The sequence below is a fragment of the Allobosea sp. RAF48 genome (genome assembly GCF_052114025.1).
Taxonomy (GTDB): domain Bacteria; phylum Pseudomonadota; class Alphaproteobacteria; order Rhizobiales; family Beijerinckiaceae; genus Allobosea.
Map to the genome: position 1 here is coordinate 1 of NZ_JBFRDZ010000024.1, position 24,705 is coordinate 24,705.

Annotated in this window: 23 protein-coding genes and 1 pseudogene; 10 read left to right on the plus strand and 14 right to left on the minus strand. The window is 61.1% G+C overall.

Annotated features, from left to right (window positions below; genetic code table 11):
* Positions 1-192: pseudogene (locus AB4Z10_RS27650) on the plus strand (glucose-1-phosphate thymidylyltransferase RfbA); the annotation flags it as partial.
* A 69-nt stretch (positions 193-261) separates the two neighbouring features.
* Here AB4Z10_RS27650 and AB4Z10_RS27655 read toward each other — a convergent pair.
* The gene (locus AB4Z10_RS27655) at positions 262-1,143 is read right to left on the minus strand and encodes a rhamnan synthesis F family protein (protein WP_441473610.1); all 882 of its coding nucleotides are present in this window, start codon (positions 1,141-1,143) and stop codon (positions 262-264) included.
* A 489-nt stretch (positions 1,144-1,632) separates the two neighbouring features.
* On the opposite strand from AB4Z10_RS27655, the gene gmd reads away from it, so the two are divergent.
* The 5 genes from gmd to AB4Z10_RS27680 are packed head-to-tail and all read left to right on the plus strand — an operon-like array spanning position 1,633 to position 6,851.
* Positions 1,633-2,706 (plus strand): GDP-mannose 4,6-dehydratase, encoded by a 1,074-nt coding sequence (gene gmd, locus AB4Z10_RS27660; RefSeq protein WP_441473611.1) that lies wholly within the window; start codon positions 1,633-1,635, stop codon positions 2,704-2,706.
* Positions 2,703-3,644, plus strand: a complete 942-nt coding sequence (locus tag AB4Z10_RS27665) for an NAD-dependent epimerase/dehydratase family protein (protein ID WP_441473612.1) — start codon at positions 2,703-2,705, stop codon at positions 3,642-3,644. Before gmd ends, AB4Z10_RS27665 begins: the two co-directional genes overlap by 4 nt.
* A 5-nt stretch (positions 3,645-3,649) precedes the next feature.
* Positions 3,650-4,834 carry a DegT/DnrJ/EryC1/StrS family aminotransferase gene (locus AB4Z10_RS27670; RefSeq protein ID WP_441473613.1) on the plus strand — a complete coding sequence of 395 codons (1,185 nt, stop codon included), beginning with the start codon at positions 3,650-3,652 and terminating at the stop codon, positions 4,832-4,834.
* On the plus strand, positions 4,831-5,712 hold the full coding sequence (locus tag AB4Z10_RS27675) for a class I SAM-dependent methyltransferase (RefSeq protein WP_441473614.1): 882 nt from the start codon (positions 4,831-4,833) through the stop codon (positions 5,710-5,712). Before AB4Z10_RS27670 ends, AB4Z10_RS27675 begins: the two co-directional genes overlap by 4 nt.
* The gene (locus AB4Z10_RS27680; RefSeq protein WP_441473615.1) at positions 5,712-6,851 is read left to right on the plus strand and encodes a glycosyltransferase family 2 protein; all 1,140 of its coding nucleotides are present in this window, start codon (positions 5,712-5,714) and stop codon (positions 6,849-6,851) included. Before AB4Z10_RS27675 ends, AB4Z10_RS27680 begins: the two co-directional genes overlap by 1 nt.
* Here AB4Z10_RS27680 and AB4Z10_RS27685 read toward each other — a convergent pair.
* The 7 genes from AB4Z10_RS27685 to AB4Z10_RS27715 form a co-directional block, all read right to left on the minus strand.
* On the minus strand, positions 6,786-7,748 hold the full coding sequence (locus AB4Z10_RS27685) for a CatB-related O-acetyltransferase (RefSeq protein WP_441473616.1): 963 nt from the start codon (positions 7,746-7,748) through the stop codon (positions 6,786-6,788). The two genes, AB4Z10_RS27680 and AB4Z10_RS27685, sit on opposite strands and share 66 nt — an antisense overlap.
* 39 nt (positions 7,749-7,787) lie before the next feature.
* Positions 7,788-9,599, minus strand: coding sequence for a glycosyltransferase family 2 protein (locus AB4Z10_RS27690; RefSeq protein WP_441473617.1), 1,812 nt, complete (start codon positions 9,597-9,599; stop codon positions 7,788-7,790).
* Positions 9,600-9,658: 59 nt separating this feature from the next.
* A complete protein-coding gene (locus AB4Z10_RS27695) occupies positions 9,659-10,546 on the minus strand; it encodes an alpha-1,2-fucosyltransferase (protein ID WP_441473618.1) in 888 nt (295 codons plus the stop codon).
* Position 10,547: 1 nt separating this feature from the next.
* The gene (locus tag AB4Z10_RS27700; RefSeq protein ID WP_441473619.1) at positions 10,548-11,579 is read right to left on the minus strand and encodes a glycosyltransferase family 10 domain-containing protein; all 1,032 of its coding nucleotides are present in this window, start codon (positions 11,577-11,579) and stop codon (positions 10,548-10,550) included.
* Between the two features lie 44 nt (positions 11,580-11,623).
* Positions 11,624-12,856, minus strand: a complete 1,233-nt coding sequence (locus AB4Z10_RS27705) for an ABC transporter ATP-binding protein (protein ID WP_441473620.1) — start codon at positions 12,854-12,856, stop codon at positions 11,624-11,626.
* A gap of 5 nt (positions 12,857-12,861) precedes the next feature.
* Positions 12,862-13,728 carry an ABC transporter permease gene (locus AB4Z10_RS27710; protein ID WP_441473621.1) on the minus strand — a complete coding sequence of 289 codons (867 nt, stop codon included), beginning with the start codon at positions 13,726-13,728 and terminating at the stop codon, positions 12,862-12,864.
* A gap of 708 nt (positions 13,729-14,436) precedes the next feature.
* Positions 14,437-14,811: a ParB N-terminal domain-containing protein gene (locus AB4Z10_RS27715; protein ID WP_441473622.1), complete on the minus strand. Its 375-nt coding sequence runs from the start codon at positions 14,809-14,811 to the stop codon at positions 14,437-14,439.
* 413 nt (positions 14,812-15,224) lie between these two features.
* Between AB4Z10_RS27715 and AB4Z10_RS27720 the strand changes: the two genes are divergently transcribed.
* Positions 15,225-16,637 (plus strand): mannose-1-phosphate guanylyltransferase/mannose-6-phosphate isomerase, encoded by a 1,413-nt coding sequence (locus tag AB4Z10_RS27720; RefSeq protein ID WP_441473623.1) that lies wholly within the window; start codon positions 15,225-15,227, stop codon positions 16,635-16,637.
* Between the two features lie 759 nt (positions 16,638-17,396).
* Here the strand turns inward: AB4Z10_RS27720 and AB4Z10_RS27725 are convergent.
* The 6 genes from AB4Z10_RS27725 to AB4Z10_RS27750 all read right to left on the minus strand — a co-directional run bounded on the left by AB4Z10_RS27725 (position 17,397) and on the right by AB4Z10_RS27750 (position 21,324).
* On the minus strand, positions 17,397-18,629 hold the full coding sequence (locus AB4Z10_RS27725; RefSeq protein ID WP_441473624.1) for an HlyD family secretion protein: 1,233 nt from the start codon (positions 18,627-18,629) through the stop codon (positions 17,397-17,399).
* Complete coding sequence (locus AB4Z10_RS27730; protein WP_441473625.1) at positions 18,622-19,074, minus strand: hypothetical protein; 453 nt, start codon at positions 19,072-19,074, stop codon at positions 18,622-18,624. Before AB4Z10_RS27730 ends, AB4Z10_RS27725 begins: the two co-directional genes overlap by 8 nt.
* A 20-nt stretch (positions 19,075-19,094) precedes the next feature.
* Positions 19,095-19,877 carry a polyphosphate kinase 2 gene (gene ppk2 / locus AB4Z10_RS27735; RefSeq protein ID WP_441473626.1) on the minus strand — a complete coding sequence of 261 codons (783 nt, stop codon included), beginning with the start codon at positions 19,875-19,877 and terminating at the stop codon, positions 19,095-19,097.
* 16 nt (positions 19,878-19,893) lie between these two features.
* Positions 19,894-20,382, minus strand: coding sequence for a hypothetical protein (locus tag AB4Z10_RS27740; RefSeq protein ID WP_441473627.1), 489 nt, complete (start codon positions 20,380-20,382; stop codon positions 19,894-19,896).
* A 61-nt stretch (positions 20,383-20,443) separates the two neighbouring features.
* Entirely contained in the window at positions 20,444-21,019 is a 576-nt protein-coding gene (locus AB4Z10_RS27745; RefSeq protein ID WP_441473628.1) for a hypothetical protein, read from the minus strand.
* Between the two features lie 35 nt (positions 21,020-21,054).
* Complete coding sequence (locus AB4Z10_RS27750; RefSeq protein ID WP_441473629.1) at positions 21,055-21,324, minus strand: hypothetical protein; 270 nt, start codon at positions 21,322-21,324, stop codon at positions 21,055-21,057.
* A 139-nt stretch (positions 21,325-21,463) separates the two neighbouring features.
* Between AB4Z10_RS27750 and AB4Z10_RS27755 the strand changes: the two genes are divergently transcribed.
* The 3 genes from AB4Z10_RS27755 (at position 21,464) to AB4Z10_RS27765 (ending at position 24,655) form a co-directional block, all read left to right on the plus strand.
* The gene (locus AB4Z10_RS27755) at positions 21,464-23,338 is read left to right on the plus strand and encodes an adenylate cyclase (RefSeq protein WP_441473630.1); all 1,875 of its coding nucleotides are present in this window, start codon (positions 21,464-21,466) and stop codon (positions 23,336-23,338) included.
* A gap of 193 nt (positions 23,339-23,531) precedes the next feature.
* On the plus strand, positions 23,532-23,963 hold the full coding sequence (locus AB4Z10_RS27760) for a hypothetical protein (RefSeq protein WP_441473631.1): 432 nt from the start codon (positions 23,532-23,534) through the stop codon (positions 23,961-23,963).
* A gap of 62 nt (positions 23,964-24,025) precedes the next feature.
* On the plus strand, positions 24,026-24,655 hold the full coding sequence (locus AB4Z10_RS27765; RefSeq protein WP_441473655.1) for a response regulator transcription factor: 630 nt from the start codon (positions 24,026-24,028) through the stop codon (positions 24,653-24,655).
* Positions 24,656-24,705 lie beyond the last annotated feature (50 nt).

A 24,705-nucleotide genomic window follows, 5' to 3' on the forward strand; every position in this document is an offset into this window, starting at 1 on the left:
AGCATGCTCGAGGCCGGCGAGTTCGTCCGCACCCTCGAAGCCAGGCAAGGCCTGCGCATCGCCTGCCCCGAAGAGATCGCCTATCGCCAGGGATGGATCTCGAACGCCCAGTTGACCACCCTCGGCCAGAAGATCGCAAAAAGCGATTATGGTCAGTATGTACTGCGCGTAGCGCAAGAGTTGGCCGGCTAACGTTTGGCCGACGGTTCCCCCCAGAAGTGAGGCGTGGGCCTGCGTCCCTGCGCTTCCTGGGTAGGGCCCTTATTCAAGGACACGCCCGTCTAGGTCGCGGACAAGGAAATCGTCGGCCCGTGCGGCAATTGTAAAGCAGCGTTCGATCGCATGATGGAGGGTGCCGTCGAGCTGCCGCTCCTCGGGCTCGAAGTCCTCGATCGACAGCCGGAGCTGCCGCAGGCGTGCGAGCGCGGCCGGGCGGAACCAGAACATCGACCCCTCGAAGAAACCCAGACGAACCGCTTCCTTTGGCGCACACATTTGTGCCGTGATCATCCTGACGCGCGCCTCGTTGCCCATCCAGTATGGTGGTGCTTCACGATAGCAGTCCCTCCAACCGACGATGCCCGTGTCGGGCTTTTCGAACGTGACAAGCGTCCTCCACGTCGCGTTACGCTCTCCCGCCAGCATCGTGAAAAGGAGCTTACGCCGGATCTCACCGTCCAGCAGGTGCGGGCTGCGCTTGGTGTGAAGCTTCAGGACAGCATCGTAGGCGTCAAACACCCCGGCATTGAGCAGCGCAATGAAAGGAGCGATGTCGCGGCCCCGATTTTCGCACGGGTGGATGATCACGTCGGGAATGTCCCATACCAGCCGCCGCACCTGCTCGACTCGGTCGGTTGGAACAGTGAGGTGCAGTTTCGCGCCATTGGGGAGCATCGCGCGACAATCGAGAACCTCGGGCAAAAGGTCGAGATAGAACAGATGCGCGACGAGCGCCGCTCTCACATCTGGCTGGGGCGTGGGCGTTCTGAAACGCGCCGCCAATCGTCGTAGGCGTCGCCCAGCCGGCGACACGAAAGCCGCGCCGATCGTGAGCGCTGCAATCTTCTGATAGACGTGGCGGGCATAGGCGCGAGAGCGAAACCCGAGACGGCCGATCGCGGTCAAGCGCGCGGGCAAGGCCATAACACGAGCCTCATTCCGAATAAGGCGCAACTTCGTCGAAGGGCGTGCATGCGTGCTCAATAAGCATGTTTTTGGAGAATTCCAAGGCATTTACCGCGTTCAGACCCTACGTATCACGCGGTACATGATGGCCATCATTGATCCGCCGATTCTCATCACAAAATCAACTCGGGCCTGGCAATTTGCAGACGAGGCGCTCGCCTGCCCCGTGTCGCCAACTCAAGTGAAGATGGTTCGGCGCCCTCTCATATAGGGCGTTTCAACGACCCAAGCTGAGGCCGTACCCTGGCTCACGCGCCGAGCTAACTGATCGAACCCACTCGCGGCGGAATGCACGAAGTCTCTTTCAAGGTATTCGTTGAGCGCAGTCTGTTCGGGCTGGCCATCCTACGCCGCATGAATTAAATGCCTCGTGACTATAGAAGGCAGATTTCGCCTGTGACGAACGAGACTGCACGGACTGCCGCACGGTCGCATGAGGTATGTAAAATGAGCAGCTCGAATAGAGTAGCGTTGATTACGGGAATAACGGGACAGGATGGCGCCTATCTTGCTGAACTGCTCCTTGCAAAGGGCTACACTGTTCACGGCATAAAGCGGCGCGCATCGCTCTTTAATACTGCCCGTATCGATCATATTTTTCGCGACCCTCACGAGACGGACAGCAATTTTTATCTCCATTACGGAGACATGACAGATTCAACTAATATCATTAGAATAATTCAACAATGCAAACCTGACGAGATTTATAATCTCGCAGCTCAAAGTCACGTCCATGTCAGCTTCGATACGCCCGAGTATACGGCCAATGCGGACGCTATCGGGCCGCTGCGTATCCTGGAAGCCATCCGAATACTCGGCATCGAGCGGCGATGCCGCTTTTATCAAGCATCTACATCCGAGCTGTATGGAAAGGTCCAGGAGATCCCGCAGCGCGAGAGTACCCCTTTTTATCCCCGGTCCCCTTATGCCGCTGCGAAGCTCTATGCCTACTGGATCACGGTCAATTATCGCGAGGCTTATGGAATGCATGCCTCGAACGGGATCCTGTTCAATCACGAGAGCCCCATCCGAGGCGAAACGTTTGTGACTCGCAAGATCACGCGAGCAGTCGCCGCGATCGCGCTCGGCCAGCAGGAAACGTTGTTCTTGGGCAACCTTGATGCAAAGCGCGACTGGGGCCATGCCCGGGATTACGTCGAGGGCATGTGGCGCATTCTGCAGCAGGACGAACCCGACGATTACGTGCTGGCGACCGGGGAAACGAAATCGGTGCGGGAGTTCGTCGAGAAATCCTTTGCCCATGCCGGGTTTACGATCGCGTGGCGCGGCGAAGGCGTTGACGAAGTCGGCGTCGATACCAAGACCGGGAAGACGGTCGTGCGTGTCGATGAGCATTACTTCAGGCCGACGGAGGTCGATCTTCTCATCGGCGACGCATCGAAGGCCCGTCAGCGGCTCGGCTGGAAGCCGACGACAAGCTTCGAGCAACTCGTGGAGGAAATGACGCTGGCCGACCTCGCCCAGGCTCGGAAGGCGAAGCAGCTTGGCGACATGCCGTGAAGGTCCTGCTCACGGGAGGCAATGGCCTCGTCGGAAAGGCCATCAGGCGTGTCGCCGCAGAGCTGCAGCTTGATTGGGAGTTGGAGGCGCCCTCGCGCAACGAGATTGACTTCGGCAGCCAAGCGGCTGTAGCGGACTGGTTCGGCGCCCACAGATATGACGCTGTCATCCACGCGGCAGCCCGTGTTGGCGGGATCAAGGCGAACATAACCTACCCGACGGCGTTCCTCGCCGAAAACGCGCTCATCAACACGCTCGTCATCGAGGCGGCGCGCTCTCAGGGCATCGCAAATCTTCTGTTCGTCGGAAGCTCGTGCATGTACCCCAAGGATCTGGACAAGAAGCTTGAGGAGACAGACATCCTCACGGCTCCGCTGGAGCCGACCAATGAAGGCTATGCCTTGGCGAAGATCCTCGGCGCGCGCCATTGCAGCGCCATTTCAAGCGAGTTCGGACTGAACTACCGGACCATCATTCCGTGCAACCTGTATGGCCCGGATGACCATTTTGACCTGGAAAAGGGGCACCTCATCGCATCGGCCCTGCGCAAGATCACGACGGCAAGGGACGAGGCGCTGCCGTCGGTAGAGATATGGGGCGACGGGACGGCGCGGCGGGAGTTCATGTTCGTCGACGATCTCGCGCGCTTCGTGATTGATTGGCTGCCGCGTCTCGGGGAATTGCCCCAGATGATCAACGTCGGTATCGGCCACGACCATAGTGTCAACGACTACTACCGGATTGCCGCCGATGTGGTGGGCTACGCAGGCAGCTTCGCACACAACACCGCGCTGCCGGCCGGCATGCGCCGGAAGCTCATGGACGTGGGCATGTCTAACAGCCTCGGCTGGCAGGCCACAACAGCCCTGAGCGAGGGCATGCGGAAGGCCTATCTGGGCATGCTACGCCAAGACGGGCAGGTCTCAAGGAAGGTATGACAGATATGAGCGTTTCCTTTCCCCTCGCATCGACGACCTGGGACGACGAAGAGCGCGCAGCACTGCAACGCGTCATCGACAGCGGCCGCTTTACCATGGGCCAGGAAGTGCGGACCTTCGAGGAGCAGTTCGCCACGTTCTTCGGCAGCAAATATGCCGTGATGGTCAATTCGGGCTCGTCCGCCAACCTCCTGGGCCTCGCGGCCGCGTTCTATCATCCGGACCTCGGGTTGCAGCCCGGCGACGAAGTCATCGTGCCCGCCGTCTCCTGGAGCACGACCTACTATCCAGTGCACCAGTGCCGCCTGTCGCTTCGATTTGTCGACGTCGATCGCAGGACGCTGAACCTCGACCCCGATCTCGTCGAAGCTGCGATCACACCGCGCACCAAGGCCATTTTCGCCGTCAACCTCCTGGGCAATGCCTGCGACTTCGCCAGGCTCCGGGAGATCGCGGAACGACACTCGCTCCTTCTGTTCGAAGACAACTGCGAATCGATGGGGGCCCTCTTCGACAAGCGACAGGCGGGCACTCTGGGCTTATTCGGGACGTTCTCAACCTTTTTCTCCCATCATATCTGCACAATGGAAGGGGGGGTCGTCGTCACGGACGACCGCAAACTTTACCATACCATGCTCAGCATACGCGCTCACGGATGGATGCGAGAACAGCCGCAGGACAGCCATCTCGCCGGCGACACGGATGAATTCAAACGCCTGTTCCGGTTCGTTCTGCCTGGCTACAACCTGCGCCCACTCGAAATGGAGGGCGCGCTGGGCCAGACCCAATTGCGTAAGCTTCCGGGTTTCGTCGCGGAGCGGCGCGCCAATGCCGCGCGTTTCACAAACGCTTTTGGCAACCTGCCGGGCGTCCGCATCCAGCAGGAGACGGGCGAAAGCTCCTGGTTCGGATTCGCCATCATCCTGGAGGGAAAGCTCGCCGGCAAGCGTGGCGAGCTGGTGCAGAGGCTCCAGCAGGAAGGCGTGGAGTGCCGCCCCATCGTCGCGGGGAACTTCACGGCCAATCCCGTGCTCGCACATCTCGACCACACGATCGCCGGCCCGCTGCCGGTCGCCGAGGAGATCGACGCCAACGGCTTTTTCATCGGCAACCACCACTATGAAACAGGGGACAAGATCGAGGCCATCGCCGATCTGGTCCGCGATTTCGCGCTGAGGCACGCAGCATGACGACCGCCCCGGACAAAGCCCCCCGCAGTTGCGCGCTCTTCGAGCGGCCCACAGCGAATTACGTCGTTCCCGACGAGGTGATCGGCGGCATTCTCGCGGATCCGGCGCAGCCTCTTGCGCGCATCGCGAAGATCATCCCACCTGAAGCGAGCGTCCTCGACGTCGGCTGCGGCAACGGTAACCTGGGCCGAGTGCTGAAGCGCGCGGGCCGGACGGCCGCCATAGATGGGGTCGAGCCCAACGGATTCGCCGCAAATCTCGCACGTGAGCACTACCGGCAAGTCTACGAGAGCGGCATCGCCGAACTCATCGCTGACGGCACTTTGGGCGACTACGACTTTCTCATCCTCGCGGACGTGATCGAGCACGTGCCGAATCCGTTCGACTTCCTGAGCGGCATCGCTCCACTCGTCCAGCGCGGAACGCGCGTGCTGCTGTCAGTGCCCAACGTCTCCTTCGGCGCGGTGCGGCTTTCGCTGCTGAACGGCTATTTCGATTACGTCGATTCCGGCCTGCTGGAGAAGACGCATCTGCGCTTCCTGACACTGAAGACGCTGCTCCAGCTCTTCTCGGACCTCGGCTGGGGGGTCGAGAAGGTCGTGCGGCTGCAGCGCAGCTTCTTCAACGTAGAATTCGACCGGAAGACGATCGCCGCCGAAGAGTCGGTTCTCCGGCGACTAGCCGCAGACCAGGAGGCACGGACCTACCAGCATCTCTTCATGGTGTCGGCTCGCAGCGACGTTGCTCCGCAGTATGAGGAATACGGCGCCAGCGAAGCCGATATCATGGCCCAGATTCCCGACGCCGCTATTATTCCCGAGGGCGACGGGCGGCCTTTTCCTCGCCCGAGCCTCCTCGGGAAGCTTCTGGGACGTTGATGGTGCGCCGGGGCGACGATCGTTTCGACGCCTCGCGCATTTCTGGCAAAGCCGAGACAATGACCAAAGTTTCCATTTGTATTCCAGCGTACAAGCAGGTTGAATTCCTGAGGGCCACGCTTGCTTCGATCGCCGAGCAGCACTTCCAAGGCTACGAGATAATCGTTTCCGACGACTCTCCGAACGACGAGGTCGAAAGGCTGATCGGCGAGTTCGACTTCGGCGGGCGGCTTCGGTACGTGCGGAATAGCGAAGCGCTCGGTTCACCACGCAACTGGAATGCCGCCCTGGCTCACGCACAGGGCGAATACCTCAAGATCCTGCATCACGACGATCACTTCTCCCACCCCGACGCGCTGGGGCGGTTCGTCGCGCTTCTGGATGAGAATCCGCAGGCGCTCTTCGCGTTTTCGGGCACGACCGTAGAGCACGTCGGGGACGGCTCCAAGCGCCACCATCACATAACCGACGCTCAGGCGCGCTCGCTCGCGCTGTTCCCGGAGCAGCTGTTCATGGGCAACGTGATCGGCGCGCCCTCCGCGACGATCGTGAGGCGGTCGCTCGGCATCGCGTACGATACGCGCATGAAATGGCTGGTCGACCTCGATTACTACATTCGCGCCTTGCGGGTCTGCGCCATCTTCGCCTACACGCCGGACCCGCTCATCACAACACCGACCAGCGCCGCCCACCAGGTGACGGAACTGGTGCGCGACGATGCCGCCGTCGATATCGGCGAGGCGCTGATGCTGTTTGAAAAGTGCCTCGATCGTCTCAACACCACGCCCGACGCTCAGGAAATCTGGATCAGGCTGCTGAGGAAGTACAAGATCCGCTCTGCAGACGACCTCGCTCGTTTCGGGCGCGTATCCGTAGCAATGCAGAGCTATTTCAAGGAACTCTACCGGACACCGCGCCTCCGCCCCGTCAGTTCGGCCCTTGTCGATGCCGCCAGAAACATATTGCCACACAGGGCAAGCCGAAGCCTTTTCGCTTCGATCCGCTATGGCCGCCATGTGTTGCGGATGACGCGAAATACCGCGATTAGGACCGCCTCGCGCGTCTATTTCTCCTTACCCCCCGGCTTCAGAGATACCTGGCGCAACTTCAAGCGGAACCTCGGAGGGCATCCGGATTGATTTTCCGATCTCCGCGATCACCTCTTTCGCCTGATCGAAATCCTGTTCCCACCATTTCGACCGGCGGATGATGTCCTGCGTTTCGGCGTCGAAGCGAAACTTGATCAGTCGCGCGGGCGCTCCGACCACAATCGCGAAATCCGGAACATCCGCATTGACAAAGGAATTTGCGCCGACAACGGCGCCGTTCCCGATCTTTACACCGCGGCGAATAACCGAATTTGCGCCGATCCAGACGTCGTGCCCGACAGTGCAAGGTGCAGCCGTCAACTCACGATACACGTCATTCATGAAGATAGAATTCGTCGAGACAGCGCCCAGCGCATGCTCGCCGGGGCCGATGGATACGTTGTTTGCTATCGAGCAGTAGCGCCCCACAGTCGCATTCGATATCAGGCAATTATACCCGATATAGCTATAATCGCCCACAAAACTCTCATCGGAGATGATAGAGTTTTTCATGGCCTCGACATGTTTTCCTTCGAAAATTTTACTTTCAAACTCAGATGAGATTATCGAACGACCCAAAGGCATCGACGTTATCTTTGAATTCAACATTTCCAAATAAAGATCGCCGATGGAATCTCTTATCCCAAATTCAACCGTCCTGAATCCAAATCTCAGCAAATCGACCATTTCTTTGTTGTAGTTATTCTCCATCTTCTCCCGCAATAGGTCTCCGGTAAGCCCCTCCCTGACGACCTTCGCGGCAAATTCCCCCATTATCATCTCCGCCTTCACTCGCGAGAGGACAGCAGAATGATCGCCACGCTCGAAAAAATGACGCTCTACCAATTCGGAAAAGATACTATCGTCGATAGTCTTCACTACAAATTCACGGCTCATCAGCCTTGACAGAATACCGGCAAGCTTTCTCTCAATCTTTTTCTTGACCACGATTTTCAGCTTAGTAATCAGCGCCTCGCTCCCATTCCCTTACTTCGCGATCAGGCTCTTGATGCGTCGCTTGAGCGCTTGGCGGACATGTCCGGCGAAAGTCTCGCGAGCAGCGACTCCGCCGGCGCCTGGCGCCGGCAATTCCTTCGCGTCGCCTTCCACGTTCCAGGTTGTAACGGCGGAAAGCGCATGCGCCCGGTAATAGGCCTCCTCCTCGTCGACGACGGCGCTGTTGGTGTACCAGGGTAGATGGCGCGCCTGATAACGCCCCATCGTTCGCAGGGCGGGCCCGTAGCAATAGGGCACGCCCGGCCGGTAGAGCGCGAAGGTGGTGTCGATGTCAGCCTCGAACACATCGGGCTCGACCTGGCGGCCGTACAGGCCGCTTTCCCAGGATACGACGCGGTTCTTGAGATGGTAGTGATCAGGCAGGTCGTCGATGCGCAGTCCGAAGCCCGCCTTGAGGATATGCGGATAGGACTGCATGAGCCGCCTGAATCGGAAAACGGCGTCGAGCGGCACCTCCTCGGAGGGAATCACGTCCGGGTCGGTATAGACGAACCACTCCGACATGATCACGGGGTGAAGTTCGGGAAGCTTCCAGAGCGAAGTGTGCCCGAGATTATGGGGAGAGCGGATGACACGATGCCTGGTGGCCTCCAGATAGGCCAGGAGCGGCGGATAGGTCGAGGCGTTGTCGATGATCGTGATGTTCTCGTGGCCGGCGCGCTCCAGCCACTCCACGAGGCGCCGCAGGCAAGCCACCCGATCGCGGGTATTGATGAAGACCGGCACCGACCTGACGAAGGCGGCAGCCTCGTTCGCCGGCGCCGCCCCGGCATCTGCCGGGATCGATCGTGCGTTGCCTTCGCGGCGCATCAGCGGGCGCAACGACGAGACGGCCTTGTTCAGGGCCCTGTCGAGCCCCTGGCTGCCGCTCCGGAAGACTTTTCCATATTCTGCGATCCGACCACGAAGGTCGGCGATCTCGGTGCCCGACACTCCGAGCCGCGGCTCCGCCACCGCCAGCAAATCCTCGAGCTTCTGGACCTCCATGCCATCCCCTGGCCTTGCGGGCAGGGCATTTCCCGTGATGACGGCGTGCGCGACCTGTTGAAAGCGCGGCTCCAGCCACGGCCCCAGCTTTTGTGTTCCAGCCGTATAGTGTGCGAGCTGACGCAGTGCGGTCGAGCGTGCGACGCGTTCATGGGCAGCCGCGCGAACATTGCTGTCCGAACTCGGATGAACGCGATAACGCACCAGCGCCTCGGGAATGTTATCTCCTTTCGCGCCGCAATTGAGCATCCTGGCCCACAGGTCGTAATCCTGCGCAGGCATTTCATGATAGCGAAGCTGGTGAGCGTCCAGAAAGTCCCGGCGCATCATCACCGCCGGGTGGGCGAAAGGCGTCCCGACCATGGAATGCAGGGCGACCGCTGCAGCGCCGAGAGGTTCGCGATGCAAGCCGGTTGGATTGCCCTCTTGATCCATCATCTCGATGAACGAGCCGAGAATCGCGTGATCAGGATGAGCAGACAGCCACTCGACCTGCCGCGCGAGCCGGTGCGGCAATGCGATATCGTCCGCATCCAGGCGCGCTATCAGCGTGCCGCGCGCCTCGCCGAGGCCGAGATTGAGCGCATGCGACAGTCCAGGAGCGCCTCCACTGCGCCGCAGCACCCTGACGCGCGAATCCGTCGCCGCGAAACGGCGCAGGATCGTGGGAGATTCGTCAGTAGACAGGTCGTCCACCACCAGAAGCTCGAAGTCGGCGAAGGTCTGAGCGAGCACCGATATCAAAGTCTGCTCAAGATAGCGCTCCGCGTTGTGTACCGGCACGAGCACAGACACGAGCGGGGAAGCCTGCGGATGAGAGTCCATGTGCGATCAATACCTGACGAGATCCAACATCAGCACGTTACGGCGCTGTGGCCAAGCTCGACCTGCAGCCTGTTCCAGCGCGCTGGAATGAGGTCGGTGGCGTCCATTCCGGGATCGGCGAACCACCGAGCGGGTGCAATCACCCTCGCGTCCGGGCGCGGGTCGAGCCAGGCGCCCCACCAGCTGAACGTGCTGTTGGCGATCACATGGTGCCGACATGCGGCCATGATCCGCATGTCTTCGTAGGCCTTGTCGGCGGCATTGCCCTCGACATGCACCATCTCGATCGGCAGGCGGATGTTCTCGCGCGTCCACGCGTGATCGTCCGAAAAGACGAAACCGACCATGTCGGAGCCGCACTCCTCCATCAGCGTTGCGATCGCCTTCTCGTAATAGGCCGGAGAGCAGGTGCCGTGCACCGCGAGCGCGTTCGGGTTGCTTACGTAGTCCCCGCGCCGGATATGGATCGAAACGGTGTTGTCCGCCGCCGCCCGCTTCACGAACTCCGCATTCGCCGGAGACGGAGCATGGCGAAACTGAAAATCCCTTCTCAATGCATCCGCGAAGTCGGCAAAGTACCGCTCGCTCTGCCAATATCCATCAAGATAGACATTGCCAGATTGCGAAGCCACCGCTGGATCGAAGCGCAGCCCTTTCTCCACGACGTGCCGGACAGGACGGCGCCAAGGAAGCAAGCGGGTCCAGCGGCTGTCCGCTCCGAGGGGCACTGCCAGGCCGGCCGGCGCATCGGGGACTTCCAAAACGAAAAAATCCAGCGCATAGGCATGCACATTGTAGTCGGCGAATGCTTGGCGATCGATTGCTAGGCTGTCACGGTTCCTCAATGCCAGCGCGCGACCAGCTGCATACTGGAACATCTGGTTTCCGAGGCCGCCGATGATGCGGGTCGTTATCATGCTATCGTTGCTTTCCGCCGATCGACGACAAGGCGTCACGTAACGCAGACAGGAGACCACCTCGCGGATCAGCCCGAGGACCTTCGGCTTCAGCCGTCGATGGCCTGTCAGTCGCAGATTCGGGCAAGCTCGCCTCCGGAGCGGGGGCAACCGCTTGGCTGCGCGCGGCCTCTTCGGCGAGGAACTCGCTATTGGGCCGTATCGTGATCATCTCGGGCGGCTTCCGGCTCAATCCGACGATGATCTCCAGTGCGCCCGCCAGGTTTCCGAAGAACTGCCAGCGTGTCAGATAGTCCTGCCGCGCCGCCACCACGGCCGGAAGGCAAGTACCGTAGCCGGTCTCGTCTGCGAGCAAGCTACCAATCCGAGCGATCGCCGCTTCCGGCTCTGCGATATCGATGCGCGTGAACGCGTCGGGCGACGCATATCTCTCCGCATTGACGCTGCCGGAGTAAATCGGATGACAAAAGGCTAGCCACGCATCGGGCATCTTCTCGGTAACGAAATCCCGCTCGTCGCTGTTCTCCAGAACGAGCGTATATCGGTAGGGCAACAGGGTGTCCCACTTGCTTTCAAAAGGTCGAATTCCTCGCCCGAAGATATCGATCGCAGGATGCACTTGCCGCAAACGTTCGAGGAAATCGAGTCGCCGCCTGTGCCCTTCGGTAAAGGCTTTGTCGGATATCAGGACGCAGATGTCCCGGCTTTTGGCTGGCGGGGGCATCACCAGCAGTTCGTCGAGATCGCGCTCCACAAACCAGGGATGAGCGGGCTGAAGGTAGATCTGGCGGGGGTGAGACAGATCGTTGCGGCCACTGATGACATAGCCGAACTGAGCGAGAAACTCAGGATGATACCGGCCAATGTCACTTGGCTCTCCGGTGATGAACACTGTGCGATCCGGCGGACAGAAAACATCGGCTCGCGTCTCGAGCGACTCGAAGACGGCCCACGCCTCGCAATGCTTGAGCGCCTCGTCGACACTGAACCGAAAGCTTCCCCAACGGCCCGAGCGCCCTGGTGTCTGGCGCAACCAAGGCCACCGCGGCGCACAAGTATCTAGCCGGACCAACCGTGTCATATGCGCTGCATCTGCCACTGGGGATCGATATGGACATAGCCGAAGGGCTGCTCGCCCTTGTGTTGGACGTTGTAGTCCTTGGCTTCCGCGACTCGGAACGAGAGTTGCCCCGCCTCGCCGAAATAATCGCAGATCCCGAAACGGCTGGCGTGTACCTCAAAAATATATTCGCCGTGAACAAGAAGGTTAGCGGGGATGACGCCCTCCAGGACAAAATGCCCGATCGGGAACCGCGACTTTTCAGCATCCCAGTCGTCGAAAAGCGCCCGTGCGATCACATGACCGTCGATGGTCTTGACATAGAATCCGAGCCGAAGGTCGTCGATCGGCGTCAGAATCTCGACTTCGATCGAAACCGCAATCTGCTCTTCCCCGACGAAATCCATCAGGTTCCGCGTATCCTGACGGACGTTCATATCGACGAGAATGATATCGTCCGTGATGATCGGCAAGGACGCCGTCCGTCTCGTTATGGTACTGTTCAGGTATTTCCGGACGGCGCTTTCGACGGCCTGCTTCGGGCCGGCCCTGCCGGCCTCGAGCAGAAGGGCAGTATCGCACACGCCCCGCACCGCAGCCATGGAATGGCTAACGAACAGGACCGTCCGCCCTTCATGGGCCAAGGCGTCAAGCTTCTTCTGAGACTTGGCCTGGAAGCCCGAGTCGCCCACCGCCATGACCTCGTCGAGGATGAGAATATCCGGCTCCAGATGCGCGGCGACGCCGAAAGCGAGACGGACATACATGCCGCTCGAATAGCGCTTGACGGGCGTATCCAGAAACTTGGCGATTTCGGAGAAATCGACGATCTCATCGAACCGTCGCTTCACCTCGGCCTGCTTCATGCCGAGAACGGCGCCGCTAAGAAAGATATTCTCCCGCCCGGTCAACTCCGGATGAAACCCGGTGCCGACCTCGAGCAAGCTGCTGAGCCGCCCACGCACACTGACCTTGCCGCTGGTCGGCGCCATGACGCGCGACAGCACCTTTAGCAGCGTCGATTTCCCGGAACCGTTTCGGCCAATGACCGCCATGCGTTCGCCGGGCTCGACCTCGAAGCTGATATCCCGCAGGGCCCAAAAATCGGTACTCTCGTCGTCCTCGCCTGAAGGGCGCAACGAATGGAGCATGCGACCGACCGTGTCGCGCAAGCTCCCACTCTCGGAGTCGCTGGCTCGGCCGATCCGGAAACGCTTCGATAGGCCTTCGGCAATAATGGCTTTTTTCATCGTTTTTATAGGTCGTCGCAGAAACGACTTTCCGATTTCATGAAGAACCGCACGCCCGGAATCAGGCAAACTACGGTAAAGACGACCGCTACGCTGAAGCTGAATGTCGGAAACGGTGTTCCGGYGTCCAACAACGACCAGCGAAACCCATCGATGATGCCGACCATCGGGTTGAGCGCGAAGACCATACCCCACTTGCCGGGCACAACGCTGCTGGCGTAACCGACAGGGGACATGTAGGCGCCCAGCTGCAGAACGACCGGCAGAAGATACCTGAAATCGCGGTAACGGACATTAAGCGCCGCGACCCAGGTGCCGCAGGCCATGACGAACAAACACAACAACAATATACAGACTGGCAAGAATAAAACATTAATTCCAGGAGGATGCCTAAAATAGATCGCCAGCAAAAAATAGATAAAGAAAGATATTACGAAATCAACAACACCAACAAATATGCAACTGACTGGCAATATAATCTTAGGAAAATAAACTTTTGATACGATCGGCGTGTTCGCAATGACGCTATTGCCCGCCTCGGAAAAGGTCGTCGCGAAAAACATCCAGGGGAGGAGGCCCGTGAAAACGAGGAGTGCGTAGGGTGAGTCATTGGACGGCAGCTTCGCGAACCCGCCGAAGACGATCGTGAACACAATCATCATCGTCAGCGGGCGAATGACGGACCAGCTGAAACCAATAAGCGTCTGCTTGTATCGAACGACGAGATCGCGCCATACCAGCAATTGAAAAAGTTCACGGTGTTGCCAAACGTCGCGCCAATAGTTCGGATTCTGCGCGTCGGCCGTAATCTCGATCACTGCTTGATTGCCATCGGGCGCCGATTTGCCCTGTTCGGCAATAAGATACGCCATTAACCGATCATCCTGTGAAATTTCGCACGTTCGCGATGAAGCTGGTAGTGCAAATCCGCGCGCGTTTCTAGCCCGCATGGAGACGCAGCCCCGCCCCGCCTGTTGCGCTGATCGCACTGGCATCACCGACAATAACACTTCACGCGATGAGGCGGCTCTCTCGCCTTGTACAGGATCCCGCACTCAAAGCACACGGCTCAAATACTCGGCTCCAGCATCCCACGGGATCTGCCAAGCTTGCTCGGCACTCTGGAAGGGTAATAGACCGGATAATCCATGACCGAGCCACGACCACTGCCGTCCGAGCTGGGGTAGAGCGACTGAGGGCTCGTCTCAAAGAGGGCCGTTTGATGCGCTCCGAGCCGGAAGACTTTTGAGCGTTGATGCAAACGCGAACGCGTGGTGGAAAGCCATCAAATAGGAGACTTAGTGGGGAAACAACAAGCGTCGAAGCGGCTGCATTCCCAGCCCGAGCTGTTTGCGCCAGCGCATTATCGGTCGCTCGAAAGCGATATGCAGCACAATCCGAACAGCTACGGCGGAAGAAGCAGTTAGCGTGAGCCTGAGCGGCCGCGGAGCGCTAGCGGCGCCAGCAATTTCGCGACTGTAGCTATCATCCCTGCCCGAACCAGATGGATCGCGTAACTGCCTAACCAATGAAACGAAGAACGCGAGATGCAATCCCCAGTGAACACCATCTGGACCTGCTCACCGCGCATCACGACGACGTAAGCCGCCCGGTTGCGGGCGTCCCCGCACAGGATACGGTGTTCGCCGAGCAGCCACAGATCGCCACGACGGCTGACAGCAGTGGCCGCCAGCTCCGGCAGCGCATCGGCCGGATCCACCTTCGCCTGCAATGTGCACCTGTCCAGTCGGCCCGAGATGGCCCGGGCAAACGACAGGCACTTTGCTGATACCCAGCAGCCCGGCCGCCTCGTACCGATCGTGACCGGCGACGATCTCGCCGGCCTTGTCGACCATGATGGGCGCCACGAAACCAAACGCCTCGATGCTCTCCGCGATCAGGTGGATCTGTTTAAGCGCATGCGTATGTGCGTTGCGCGGCGACAGCTCGGACAACTCACGTTCGACGATCCGCAGCGCTAGTTGCGCTATCGCCCGGTCAAAGGCGGGTTGTCACCAACGCCGGTGCGACGCTGACGCGTCCGCGCGCGCGGGTGTCTCCCTTCCCACCACCGGTTGTTCCCAGCTACCTCAAAAGCAGTTCCCTGCTTGCGATCAGTTGAAATTCCTGCTGATTCAGGGGTCTTCATCGCCCGGCGTGTCTTGAAGATCTTCGCGTTTTCCGAATTCTGGAAGGTCAACGAGGCACTTTTCATCACGGAATTCCCTGATGTTTCCTGGCTAGCAGGGAGATGGCGCCCCACCGCCGAGGTTGATTTTCACCCCGCGCAGCATCGGCTCGGACATCGAGAAGCTTGTGCCATTTTGGCCGACGCCATAGACGATCTATAACGAGGAGTGCGCCACAGATGGTCTTGAAGATAATCCCGGTCGTGATGTGTGGCGGTGCGGGAACGCGTCTTTGGCCAGTCTCGCGGGACACGATGCCGAAGCAGTTCATCCCGCTGCTGGGGCAGGGATCGACCTTTCAGCGGGCGATGCAGCTGCTGTCCGATCAGGCCGTCTTCGCCGAGCCGATCGTGATCACCAACGAGGCCTACCGCTTCACTGTTCTCGAACAGTTGCAGGCCGTCGGGTTGTCCGCGCAGATCGTGCTGGAGCCGATGCGCCGTGACTCCGCTGCTGCAGTGGCTGTGGCGACCGAACTGGCTTTGGCGCGCGACGAGCAGGCCGTGGTCGGCGTCTTTGCCGCCGACCATATCGTTCAGGATGGCGCGCTTTTCGTCGAGACCTGCCGCAAGGCCGGCGCCGTTGCGGCACAGGGCCGGATCGTGACGATCGGCATCCCGCCGAGCCATCCTGCGACCGGCTACGGCTATATCCATCCCGGCGAGGAGATTGCCGGCGGCGCCCGACAGGTCGCGGCCTTCGTCGAAAAGCCTGACGCGCAGCGCGCCGCGCGATACCTGCTGGACGGCTATCTCTGGAACTCCGGCAACTTTATATTCGACGCCGCGACGATGCGCGGCGAGTTGGAGGCCTTCGAGCCGCAGGTCCTTGAGCCCGTGATCGCGGCTGTCGCCAAGGCCAAGCCCGATCTGGACTTCCTGCTGCTCGATGCCGAGGCCTTCGGGCAGGCCAGGACGATCTCGATCGATTACGCCGTGATGGAGCGGACGAAGAAGGCGGCTGTCGTCGCCGGCAATTTCGGCTGGTCGGATGTCGGCGGCTGGTCGGCGGTCTGGGACCTTGCGGAGAAGGACGCCAGCGGCAACGTCATCGAGGGCCGTGGCTATGTGCTCGACGGCTCGAACAATCTTGTCCGGTCCGAAGATGCGCTCGTGGCGGTGATCGGCCTCGACGATGTCGCGGTGATCTCGACGCGCGACGCCGTGCTCGTGGCGCCGAAGGCCAAGGCCGACAAGGTCAAGGAGATGGTCGCGCTCATCGCCGCCAGGGGCGAGTCGGAAGCCGGAGCCCATCGCGAGATTCAGCGCCCTTGGGGCAAATATCTCTCGGTCGACATCGGCTCCCGCTATCAGGTGAAGCGCATCACCGTGAAGCCGGGCGGCGTTCTTTCCCTGCAGAAGCACTATCACCGTGCCGAACACTGGGTCGTCGTGCGCGGCACCGCCGAGGTGACGCGCAACCACGAGACCATCGTCGTGCACGAGACCGAATCAATCTATCTGCCGATCGGCTGCGTCCACCGAATGGCCAATCCTGGCAAGATTCCGCTCGAGCTGATCGAGGTCCAGGTCGGGTCGTATCTGGGTGAGGACGACATTATTCGGATAGAAGATATCTACCGGCGCAGTTAGGGCCGGCCATGCATTGGATTGAAGCTGGCCACTCGATCGGGGCCGCACAACGATCCGGGCAGGGAGAGCACCGATGCGTGCTCGCGCCCAGGTCGAAATGGGAGTGCCTGTCGGGTTCGGGCTCGGCGCCAAAACGGCCTGTATGCGCAACCGAAACCACTGGCCGACGTGATTTTGGAGATCGAGTTACCAACGCCGACGCTTATGCTGGGGAATACGTCCCTCTTGCGAACGGGGCACTGAAAGCGGTCATTCGGCAGGACGGAGCGGGTCGGCAGGGGGCGGCCCACGCTGATTGTCATTGGCCAGAGCCAGGGCGATCGCGCCGCAATAGTTTGCCCACGTCGCGATGAACGCGCCGCATCGGCCGCAGAGGACTTCGCTCTCAGACTTGAGAACGCGCGGAGCTGAAACATGCGGAGAGCCACATGTTTCGCATCGGAACTCGTTCTGATCCATGTCGAAACACCCGGACTAATGTCCGTCTGTCGCGGCAAGTTCCGTGCCGGTTCATCCTCTGCCACGATAGACGCCGGAGCGCGCCTTGATCGAATGCCGCCAGCCGAGCGGCGATCCGAAGCACAAAGGCGGTGAGACGGCCGGTGCCGGGGCTGCCCGAGCGGCGCGATGGACCGCTGTTCGAATGCAACGTTCCCCCGATGCGGACAGGTTCGACCTTCTCCACCGGCAAGCCATGAACCGGACCAGGGCGGCCCATGATCGACGCTTGGAGCGCCTGGTTGCAGGTGCGGCTCGCGCTCAATGCCCGCTGAAGACCAGCGCCTGGATCGGGAGCACCACCGCCTGGATCCGCAGCAGCAGGGCATGCACCAGGGCCACTGCGTCGACGGCATGGAGAACGAACTTTCGCCCGGTCGAGAGCTTGCCCGATACAATCAGGTCGTGGTTGCTCGAATAGGCGTTGGCGATGCAGCTGCTGCCCGGCGTCACTCCATCAAGCCCGTCGGGATAGAGAGGCTCAAGGTAGGCCAGCAGTGTCCCCGGCTTTGCAACCTGCTGGACGTCGACCAATTGATCCCCAGCCCGCACCTGGCCTGTGGCGATGAAGTCCTGAACGCCCGTCACCACCATCGGGATGATCACCCAGGGCTTCGACATACAAGTTACCTCGGCGACCATGCCGACCTTCATCACCTGTCCCTCGACCTGCGAGAAGCCGGCCTGAAGATAATTCCGCCCCGCCTCCTCCGGGATCAGGACACCGGCCGGCCGCATGATGGGCGTGACGATGTCGCCGACGCGCAGCGTGAACTGCTCGACGCGGCCGTTCACGCCGGCGCGCACAACGGTCTTGTCGAGATCGGCCTGCGCTTGTGCGAGGGCGGCCTCCGCGCTGGCCTTCTCGGCCGGCAGCAAGGTCGAAATGCGGATCTCCGCGGTGGACTTCGCAGCCACGACAGCCGCTAGAGCAGCCTCGCGCCCGGCCGTCAGATTCTCGAGCCGTTCGATCTCGCGCCGGGCGACGACATCGTCGTTGCGGCGCCGCAGCTCCTGCTTCGTCTCCAATTCGTCGAGGGCTTGCTTATGGGCGCTCGCGGCCTCGAGAATGCGGCTCTCGTCGGTGAGGAGTTCGGCCTTGGCAACAGCGATGGCGGCCTCCGTTTCCGCGATCTTGCGCCGCGCCGTTTCGACCGCCGCCTCCTCCCTGGAGCTGTCGAGGCGAAAGATCGGGCTACCCTTTGTGACGGGACCGCTGAAGCCGAGATAAACCTGCGCGACGCGTCCGGTGCCCTCCGAAATGATCGGGACGGTACGGAACATCACGTTCGCGTTCGTCGTCGCCGGGTGATTGTAGAAGATCACCGTGATCAGGCCGATCGTCAGCATGAGGCAGGAGATGATGCCCCAGCGCAGCTCAAACCACACCGAATAGAAGGTGATTTCCTTGCCGAGCCGCTTGCCCTGCCCGTACCGCCGGTAAAGGTAGTCGGGCAGGAGCGTCAGCATGGAGCAGAACAGAAGCTCAAGCATGACCGCCCTCCACCTTCTGGAGTGCGTTGGGATCGCCCGCGCCAGATCCCGCCACCGGCTCCGCTGCCGCCGCGTCGTCAGCTCTTGTCGGCCGCCTCGGCGCTATCCCGGCAATGCGTTCGAGCGCATGTGCCATTCTGCCGAACAGCCCCGAGAAATCGGGGATATCGATCAAAGCGAGCAGTAGCCCGGCGACCCAGAACAAATGCACATGGGTGAACAGCGCGAGCAGCCCGAGGACCGCAACGATCTCGAACTGGAGCTTCTGGGATTTATGCGCCATGCGCTCCGGCAGGGTGTGCAGCCGAAGGAAGATCAAACCGACGCTCAGCACCGCCAGAAACAGGATCACGGCCGATACGACCATGAGAACGTCTGTCTCTCCCGGCGCAGTGATGAAGGCCGGCAGGGAGTGCGGTGCGAGCGGGTGAAGTTCGGCTGCCATAAACGCACTCCAGTCTCGAATCAGCCGATCCAATTCCGTGCGAAATCGGCTTCCTCATAGTCATCAGGCTTCTGCCGTTTGGGCAACTTGATCTTTTCCCGTGACGGCGCCTTGTAAGGGACGGAGCTGAGGATGTGGGAGATGATGTTGAGCCGGGCCTGGCGCTTGTCGTCGGAGCGTACCGCATACCATGGCGCCCAAGTCGTATCGCTGGCGCGAAACATCTCGTCGCGGGCCCGCGAGTAATCGTACCAGCGCGAGTATGATTTCAGATCCATGGGAGAAAGCTTCCAGATCTTTCGCGGATCGTTGATGCGCTCCTCCATCCGCCGCGTCTGTTCGTCCTGGCCGACTTCCAGCCAGTATTTCAGAAGGATGGCGCCGGAATCGACTATCGCCTTCTCGACGCCCGGGACGACCTGCAGGAACCCTTTGGCCTGCTCCTCGGTGCAGAAGCCCATGACCCGCTCGACGCCGGCCCGATTGTACCAGCTACGATCGAAGATCACGATCTCGCCAGCCGCGGGAAGATGCGGCAGATAACGCTGCACATACATTTGCGATTTCTCGCGCTCCGTCGGCGGCGGCAGCGCCACCACCCGGAAGATCCGGGGACTGACGCGCTCCGTGATCGCCTTGATGACGCCGCCCTTGCCGGCGCCATCCCGCCCTTCGAAGACGATGCAGACCTTTGCGCCCGCATGCTTCGCCCATTCCTGGAGATTGACCAGCTCCGCGTGAAGATCGCGCAGCTTCCGCTCGTAGGGCTTTCGTTTCAGAGGCTCGCTACCCTTGGCTTTCATCGTCGGCGCCCTCCCCCTAGGACCAGCTCAAGAAGAACGCGACATCGCCGGGCAGCCCGCTCGGCCAGTCGATGATCAGGGCACGAAGCTTGTACTTGGCCGGCTGGAGATGCTCCTTCCAGAATTCATAGGCTTGCCGCGGCCGGCCGGTGAGCGTGGTCGGCCAGTCGGCTTCCGCGTTGTTGATGGCCCTGCCCCGGTCCGTGCAGAGCTGGCTCGGGAAGCGCATGACGAGGACCTCGGTCTCACCCCGGCCGGCCGCCGCGCGGGTCTTTGCCGCGAGGCTTTGCTTGATTTCCTCGATCTTCTCCGGGGTGACGGCAATTTCCTCGCGCAGAGTCGCAGCAAGCTTGTTCTGCGCTTCCTCGGCCCTGCTCATGGCGCCCGCCAGCTTGGACGCCCTCGCCATTTCGAGATCGGCCATGTAGGACCGAAGATCGTCGGCCGACATGAAACTCTCGTCGGCGAGCGTGCCTGCGTTCGGATTTTGACTTGCGGGCGCCATGGTTCGTATCTCCTTCATCGATCGCAACCAGCGTCCTCGACGCGGGGTCGAGCCGGCGAATTCAATATTTCTGGATGTAGACGGCCTCGGCGAAGGTCAGGTCGATCATGTCGCCGCGCCGCAGGCGCCGGAGATCGTCCTTGATCGCTGGGTCGGCCACGGTAAGGCTGCGCGGCCCGGCCGGCCCGACGAAGTCCACGACGCCCGTGGCCGGATCGAACCTCTCGAAACGCGCGGTCAGCGTCAGCGACCGCGTGACGAACTTGTCGGGCAGGTTGTTGAAGGACGGCGCGCCGACGGTATCGGTATAGACGATGCCCGGCCGGGCCCCCTTCCTTGCGCGCCTGGCGCCTAGGATCACCCCTTCGGCGCGCTGGATCTCCAGCCTGTCGCCGACGCGAATGCCCTGCAGGTCGCCAAACACCTCCGGAACTGCGACGTCCCAGACGAAACGTCCTTGCCGTACGGAGACGATGCGCGCGGCGGGGTCGACTCCGGCAACTTCAACATTGATCCGCTCGATCTCCACGGGCCCGACACCAGCCACGACGATGGTCGTGGTGGTGACCGTGGGCGCGCAGGCGGCGGCGCCCAAAGCCAACGAGATCGCCAGAGCCCAGTATGCATGCTTTGACATCGTCACTCTCCACCCTGAGTTGAAGTCACCGCTTGTTATTCCTTGATCGCCCCTTCGGACCGGGCCTGCCACTCGCCTATCGACTGCCGAAGCTCGGACTCGAGGCCGTCGATCAGATGCCGATACTCGATGCATCGCGCAGCCGTCGCAGGAGCGTCGGAAGCCTCCCAACGCCGGAGGGCCTGTTCTGCGTCGGCGAGGTCCGTGCACAACGACCGGAAGCTCTGACTCCCCAACACCAGTGCCTCGATCGCCTTCTTATGCTTCGGCAGCAGCCGAATGGCAGCCAGAACGCCCGGGTCCATTGGAGCGCGCCCCCTGCGAAACGGAATAATTATGTGGTCGCCCGACTGGATTGGGAGTAAATAACGGTAGATTACACCGAGAGCGCGCCCTTGCCTTGAAGTTTTCACGTGGTTTTCTGGCTTGCGGGGGGCCGATTCCATGGAGAATTATCGGCTTTTCGAGCACGGAAATTTCGAAAACAGTCCGGAAGCCGAGCTTCAGGACGATGAAATTCGCGCTCAATTGGATAAAGTCATCGCCAGCACTGAATTCAACGTGCCCGAGCGTGTGCGGCAATTCTTGATCTATGTGATCAACCAGACTCTCTCGGGTCACGCGGACCGGATCAAAGCCTATTCCGTCGCGGTCGAAGTCTTCGGTCGCGATGCGAATTTCGACATCCAGAACGATCCGGTTGTTCGGATCGAAGCCGGGCGCCTCCGGCGCGCGCTGGAGCGCTACTATTTGCTGGCCGGGAGTTCGGACCCGATTCTGATCGAGATCCCCAAGGGCGGCTACGTGCCGCGCTTCCAGCGGCGAGAGGCTCCGCCGACCCACATCGAAAGTCCCGCGCTTATCCCTGCTCCGGAGAAGCAGGATTTGGCGGGAACAGGCGACGCGTGGTGGGGAAGCCGGCGGTTCGCCTGGGCTATCGTTATGGCAGCGCTATGCCTTGCCCTCCCGCTTTTTTGGTTAGCCATCCTGCCGGCGCCGGCGCCCCCCGCCAGGGAGCCGCCGCGACCGCAAGGCCCTTCCCTGATCGTTAGGCCGCTCTCGAACTTGTCGGGGCAGCCGGAGGTCAACGTCTATATCGCCGGTCTCGGAGAGGAGCTGCTGACGCAGCTCTCCCGCTTCAAGGAGCTGACGGTTTTCGGGGGGGAAAACTCCGCCGCCGTATCGCCCCGCGTCTCGGCCTCGGAGCTCACAAGCCAGTTCGGCAACCGTTACGTTCTTGAGGGTGGCATCCGTCTTTCCGACGGCAAGCTGCGGGTGACGATCCGCGTCCTGGATGGGGAGAGTTCCGCCATAATCTGGTCGGGAACCTACGACGCCGACCTGCGCGACGCCGGCATCGTCGGCGTTGAAACGATGATAGCCTCGAAGGTCGCGACGGCGATCGCCCAGCCCTATGGAATCATTTTCAGCGCCCCACCACGGCCCACGCAATCGGGGGGCGTCCAAAATCTCGAAACCTATCAATGCACCTATCGGTTCTATCGCTACCGCGCGGTGCTCGATCAAACCGAGCATGCGGCGACGCGCGCGTGCCTCGAGAACGTCACGGCACGCTACCCGGACTTTTCGACCGGTTGGGCGATGCTGTCCTACCTCTATCTCGACGAGGACCGTTTCCAGTTGAACAAGCGGCTAGGTTCGCCGCCGCCGCTGGAGCGGGCGAGGACGGCAGCCGAGCGCGCAGTTCACCTCGATCCAGAGAATGTCCGCGCCCTTCAGGCGCTGATGACCGTCCTGTATTTCAGCAGAGAAGCCACCGAGGCGCTGCGGGTCGGCTCTCAGGCGCTCGCGCTCAATCCGAACGACACCGAACTGCTCAGCGAGTTCGGCAGCCGGGTGGCCCAGGCCGGAGACTGGCAGCGAGGAGCGTCCTTGCTCGAAGAGGCGATGGCAAAGAACCCGGGCAACTCGGACTACTATACCGGGCTCCTGGCTTTGGCCGCCTATATGCAAGGCGACAACGCACGCGCCACCGACCTCATCCGCCGCGCAAACCTGCGTCGGTTTTCCATCTACCATTTCGTCGCCGCGCTGATATTCGCGCGGCAGGGATTGCACGCTGAAGCAGCGCAATCCCGCGCCGAGTTCCTGCGGCTGAGGCCGGGATTCTTCGACAAATTCGACGACGAACTCAACAGCCGCAACTTCAACGCGAGAGATCGCTCCATTCTGATCCGCGGCGCCATCGAGGCCGGCTTCCCCGTGCCCACCCGTTTCGCCGCTGAGACGGAGCGGAGATCCGGCGCTCTTTCGAATTCGGGATCAGGGGAAACCGGCTCGGCGCGTAGCCAACCGTAACCTACTACCCCGGGTTTCATTCGCAGCTTTCTCTCTATCGCAACAGGGAAGCAAAGCGCCCGGTGGACATGATGGCCCGACGCAGTCTCCCCGGCGGCCGCCATCGAGCACCTCCAGCTTTGATGCCCCGACAGAAACGTCGCGCCTTGCGCCGTTTTTGTCTCGATCAGGCAGGTTCTCAACCGGAGGCTCGATGATCGCCATGGCTTGCCGACCGTGCTTGCTCACCCTCGCCTTTGCAGCGCTCGCGATACAGGGCGCATGGGCGCAGACGACGGACTTCCAAGGAGCCTGGCTCGAAGAAGGGCAGATCTGCGCCAATGTCTTCTCCGCGGCGGGTAAGACGCTCGGCTTCAAGCGACCGGCCAACGCCTTTACGGCGGCGTTCGTCATTCAGGGCCAGCGGCTGTCCACTCCGCTCGCGACCTGCAGGATCGGTCGCGTCAACCCGCAGGGCGAGCGGCAGATCCTGCATCTCAGCTGCACGACGACGATAGCGACCGATACCGCGCGGGCCGTGCTCGCGCTGGGTCAGGATGGCGGCCTCTATCGCTACAGCGCGCCCGAGGGGGGCACTGCGATCAGATATCGGCGCTGCACTCCGGAGGCGCTGAAGATGCCTTAGGCCCGGACACCGCACGGCGATTGCCGGAAGCCCGGCTGTCTACGAGAGACCGAGGATTGGCCATGTCAGCTCTTGTCCACATCGTCGATGGCGACGCGGTATCCCAGGCCGACATCGATCGGATGCTTCGAGCTTGCGGATATGAGACCAAGGCTTATGTCAGCGCCGACGAAATCTTGAATCATCGGCCGGATATCGCAAGCGCGAGCTGCATCGTCATCGATACGCAGGCGCCGGATAAGTCGATCCCGGACGTCGTGAGCTTGTTCAGCAGGGCCGGCCTGAACCTGCCCGTGATCTTCGTGACCGACCAGGGGGACATTCGGGTTGGCATCCGGGCGATCAAGGCCGGGGCTGAAGACTTGTTCATGAAGCCTGTCGAGCCCGACGAGTTCATCGACGCTATCGGCCGCGCGATCTCCCGCCATCGTCTTGTCAGTGAACACGAAAGCTGGGTTCGCGTCGGCTTGGCACGGCTGGGGCGGCTGACCAAACGTGAGCGGGAGGTTTTCGATCTGGTCGTTCGCGGCAAGATGAACAAGCAGATTGCCTTCGAGCTCGGAACGACCGAACGCACCATCAAGGCCCATCGTCACAAAGTCATGGAGAAGCTGCAGGTCCGCTCCGTCGTCGAGCTCGTGACCTGCGCCGAGCGGCTCGGTCTGCTCCGCCCGACAACCCCTGAGGGATGAGGCTGAGGCCTGCCGCTTATCGGCATGCTTGGCTCGGAAATTTATGCGCA

Coding starts and splice junctions, on each gene's coding strand:
- AB4Z10_RS27750 (WP_441473629.1), bottom strand. CDS start 21,324: ATGGACCCGGGCGTTCTGGCTGCCATTCGGCTGCTGCCGAAGCATAAG.
- AB4Z10_RS27740 (WP_441473627.1), bottom strand. CDS start 20,382: ATGGCGCCCGCAAGTCAAAATCCGAACGCAGGCACGCTCGCCGACGAG.
- AB4Z10_RS27670 (WP_441473613.1), top strand. CDS start 3,650: ATGAGCGTTTCCTTTCCCCTCGCATCGACGACCTGGGACGACGAAGAG.
- AB4Z10_RS27680 (WP_441473615.1), top strand. CDS start 5,712: ATGGTGCGCCGGGGCGACGATCGTTTCGACGCCTCGCGCATTTCTGGC.
- AB4Z10_RS27655 (WP_441473610.1), bottom strand. CDS start 1,143: ATGGCCTTGCCCGCGCGCTTGACCGCGATCGGCCGTCTCGGGTTTCGC.
- ppk2 (WP_441473626.1), bottom strand. CDS start 19,877: ATGAAAGCCAAGGGTAGCGAGCCTCTGAAACGAAAGCCCTACGAGCGG.
- AB4Z10_RS27695 (WP_441473618.1), bottom strand. CDS start 10,546: ATGATAACGACCCGCATCATCGGCGGCCTCGGAAACCAGATGTTCCAG.
- AB4Z10_RS27765 (WP_441473655.1), top strand. CDS start 24,026: ATGTCAGCTCTTGTCCACATCGTCGATGGCGACGCGGTATCCCAGGCC.
- AB4Z10_RS27675 (WP_441473614.1), top strand. CDS start 4,831: ATGACGACCGCCCCGGACAAAGCCCCCCGCAGTTGCGCGCTCTTCGAG.
- AB4Z10_RS27720 (WP_441473623.1), top strand. CDS start 15,225: ATGGTCTTGAAGATAATCCCGGTCGTGATGTGTGGCGGTGCGGGAACG.
- AB4Z10_RS27725 (WP_441473624.1), bottom strand. CDS start 18,629: ATGCTTGAGCTTCTGTTCTGCTCCATGCTGACGCTCCTGCCCGACTAC.
- AB4Z10_RS27745 (WP_441473628.1), bottom strand. CDS start 21,019: ATGTCAAAGCATGCATACTGGGCTCTGGCGATCTCGTTGGCTTTGGGC.
- gmd (WP_441473611.1), top strand. CDS start 1,633: ATGAGCAGCTCGAATAGAGTAGCGTTGATTACGGGAATAACGGGACAG.
- AB4Z10_RS27705 (WP_441473620.1), bottom strand. CDS start 12,856: ATGAAAAAAGCCATTATTGCCGAAGGCCTATCGAAGCGTTTCCGGATC.
- AB4Z10_RS27755 (WP_441473630.1), top strand. CDS start 21,464: ATGGAGAATTATCGGCTTTTCGAGCACGGAAATTTCGAAAACAGTCCG.
- AB4Z10_RS27730 (WP_441473625.1), bottom strand. CDS start 19,074: ATGGCAGCCGAACTTCACCCGCTCGCACCGCACTCCCTGCCGGCCTTC.
- AB4Z10_RS27760 (WP_441473631.1), top strand. CDS start 23,532: ATGATCGCCATGGCTTGCCGACCGTGCTTGCTCACCCTCGCCTTTGCA.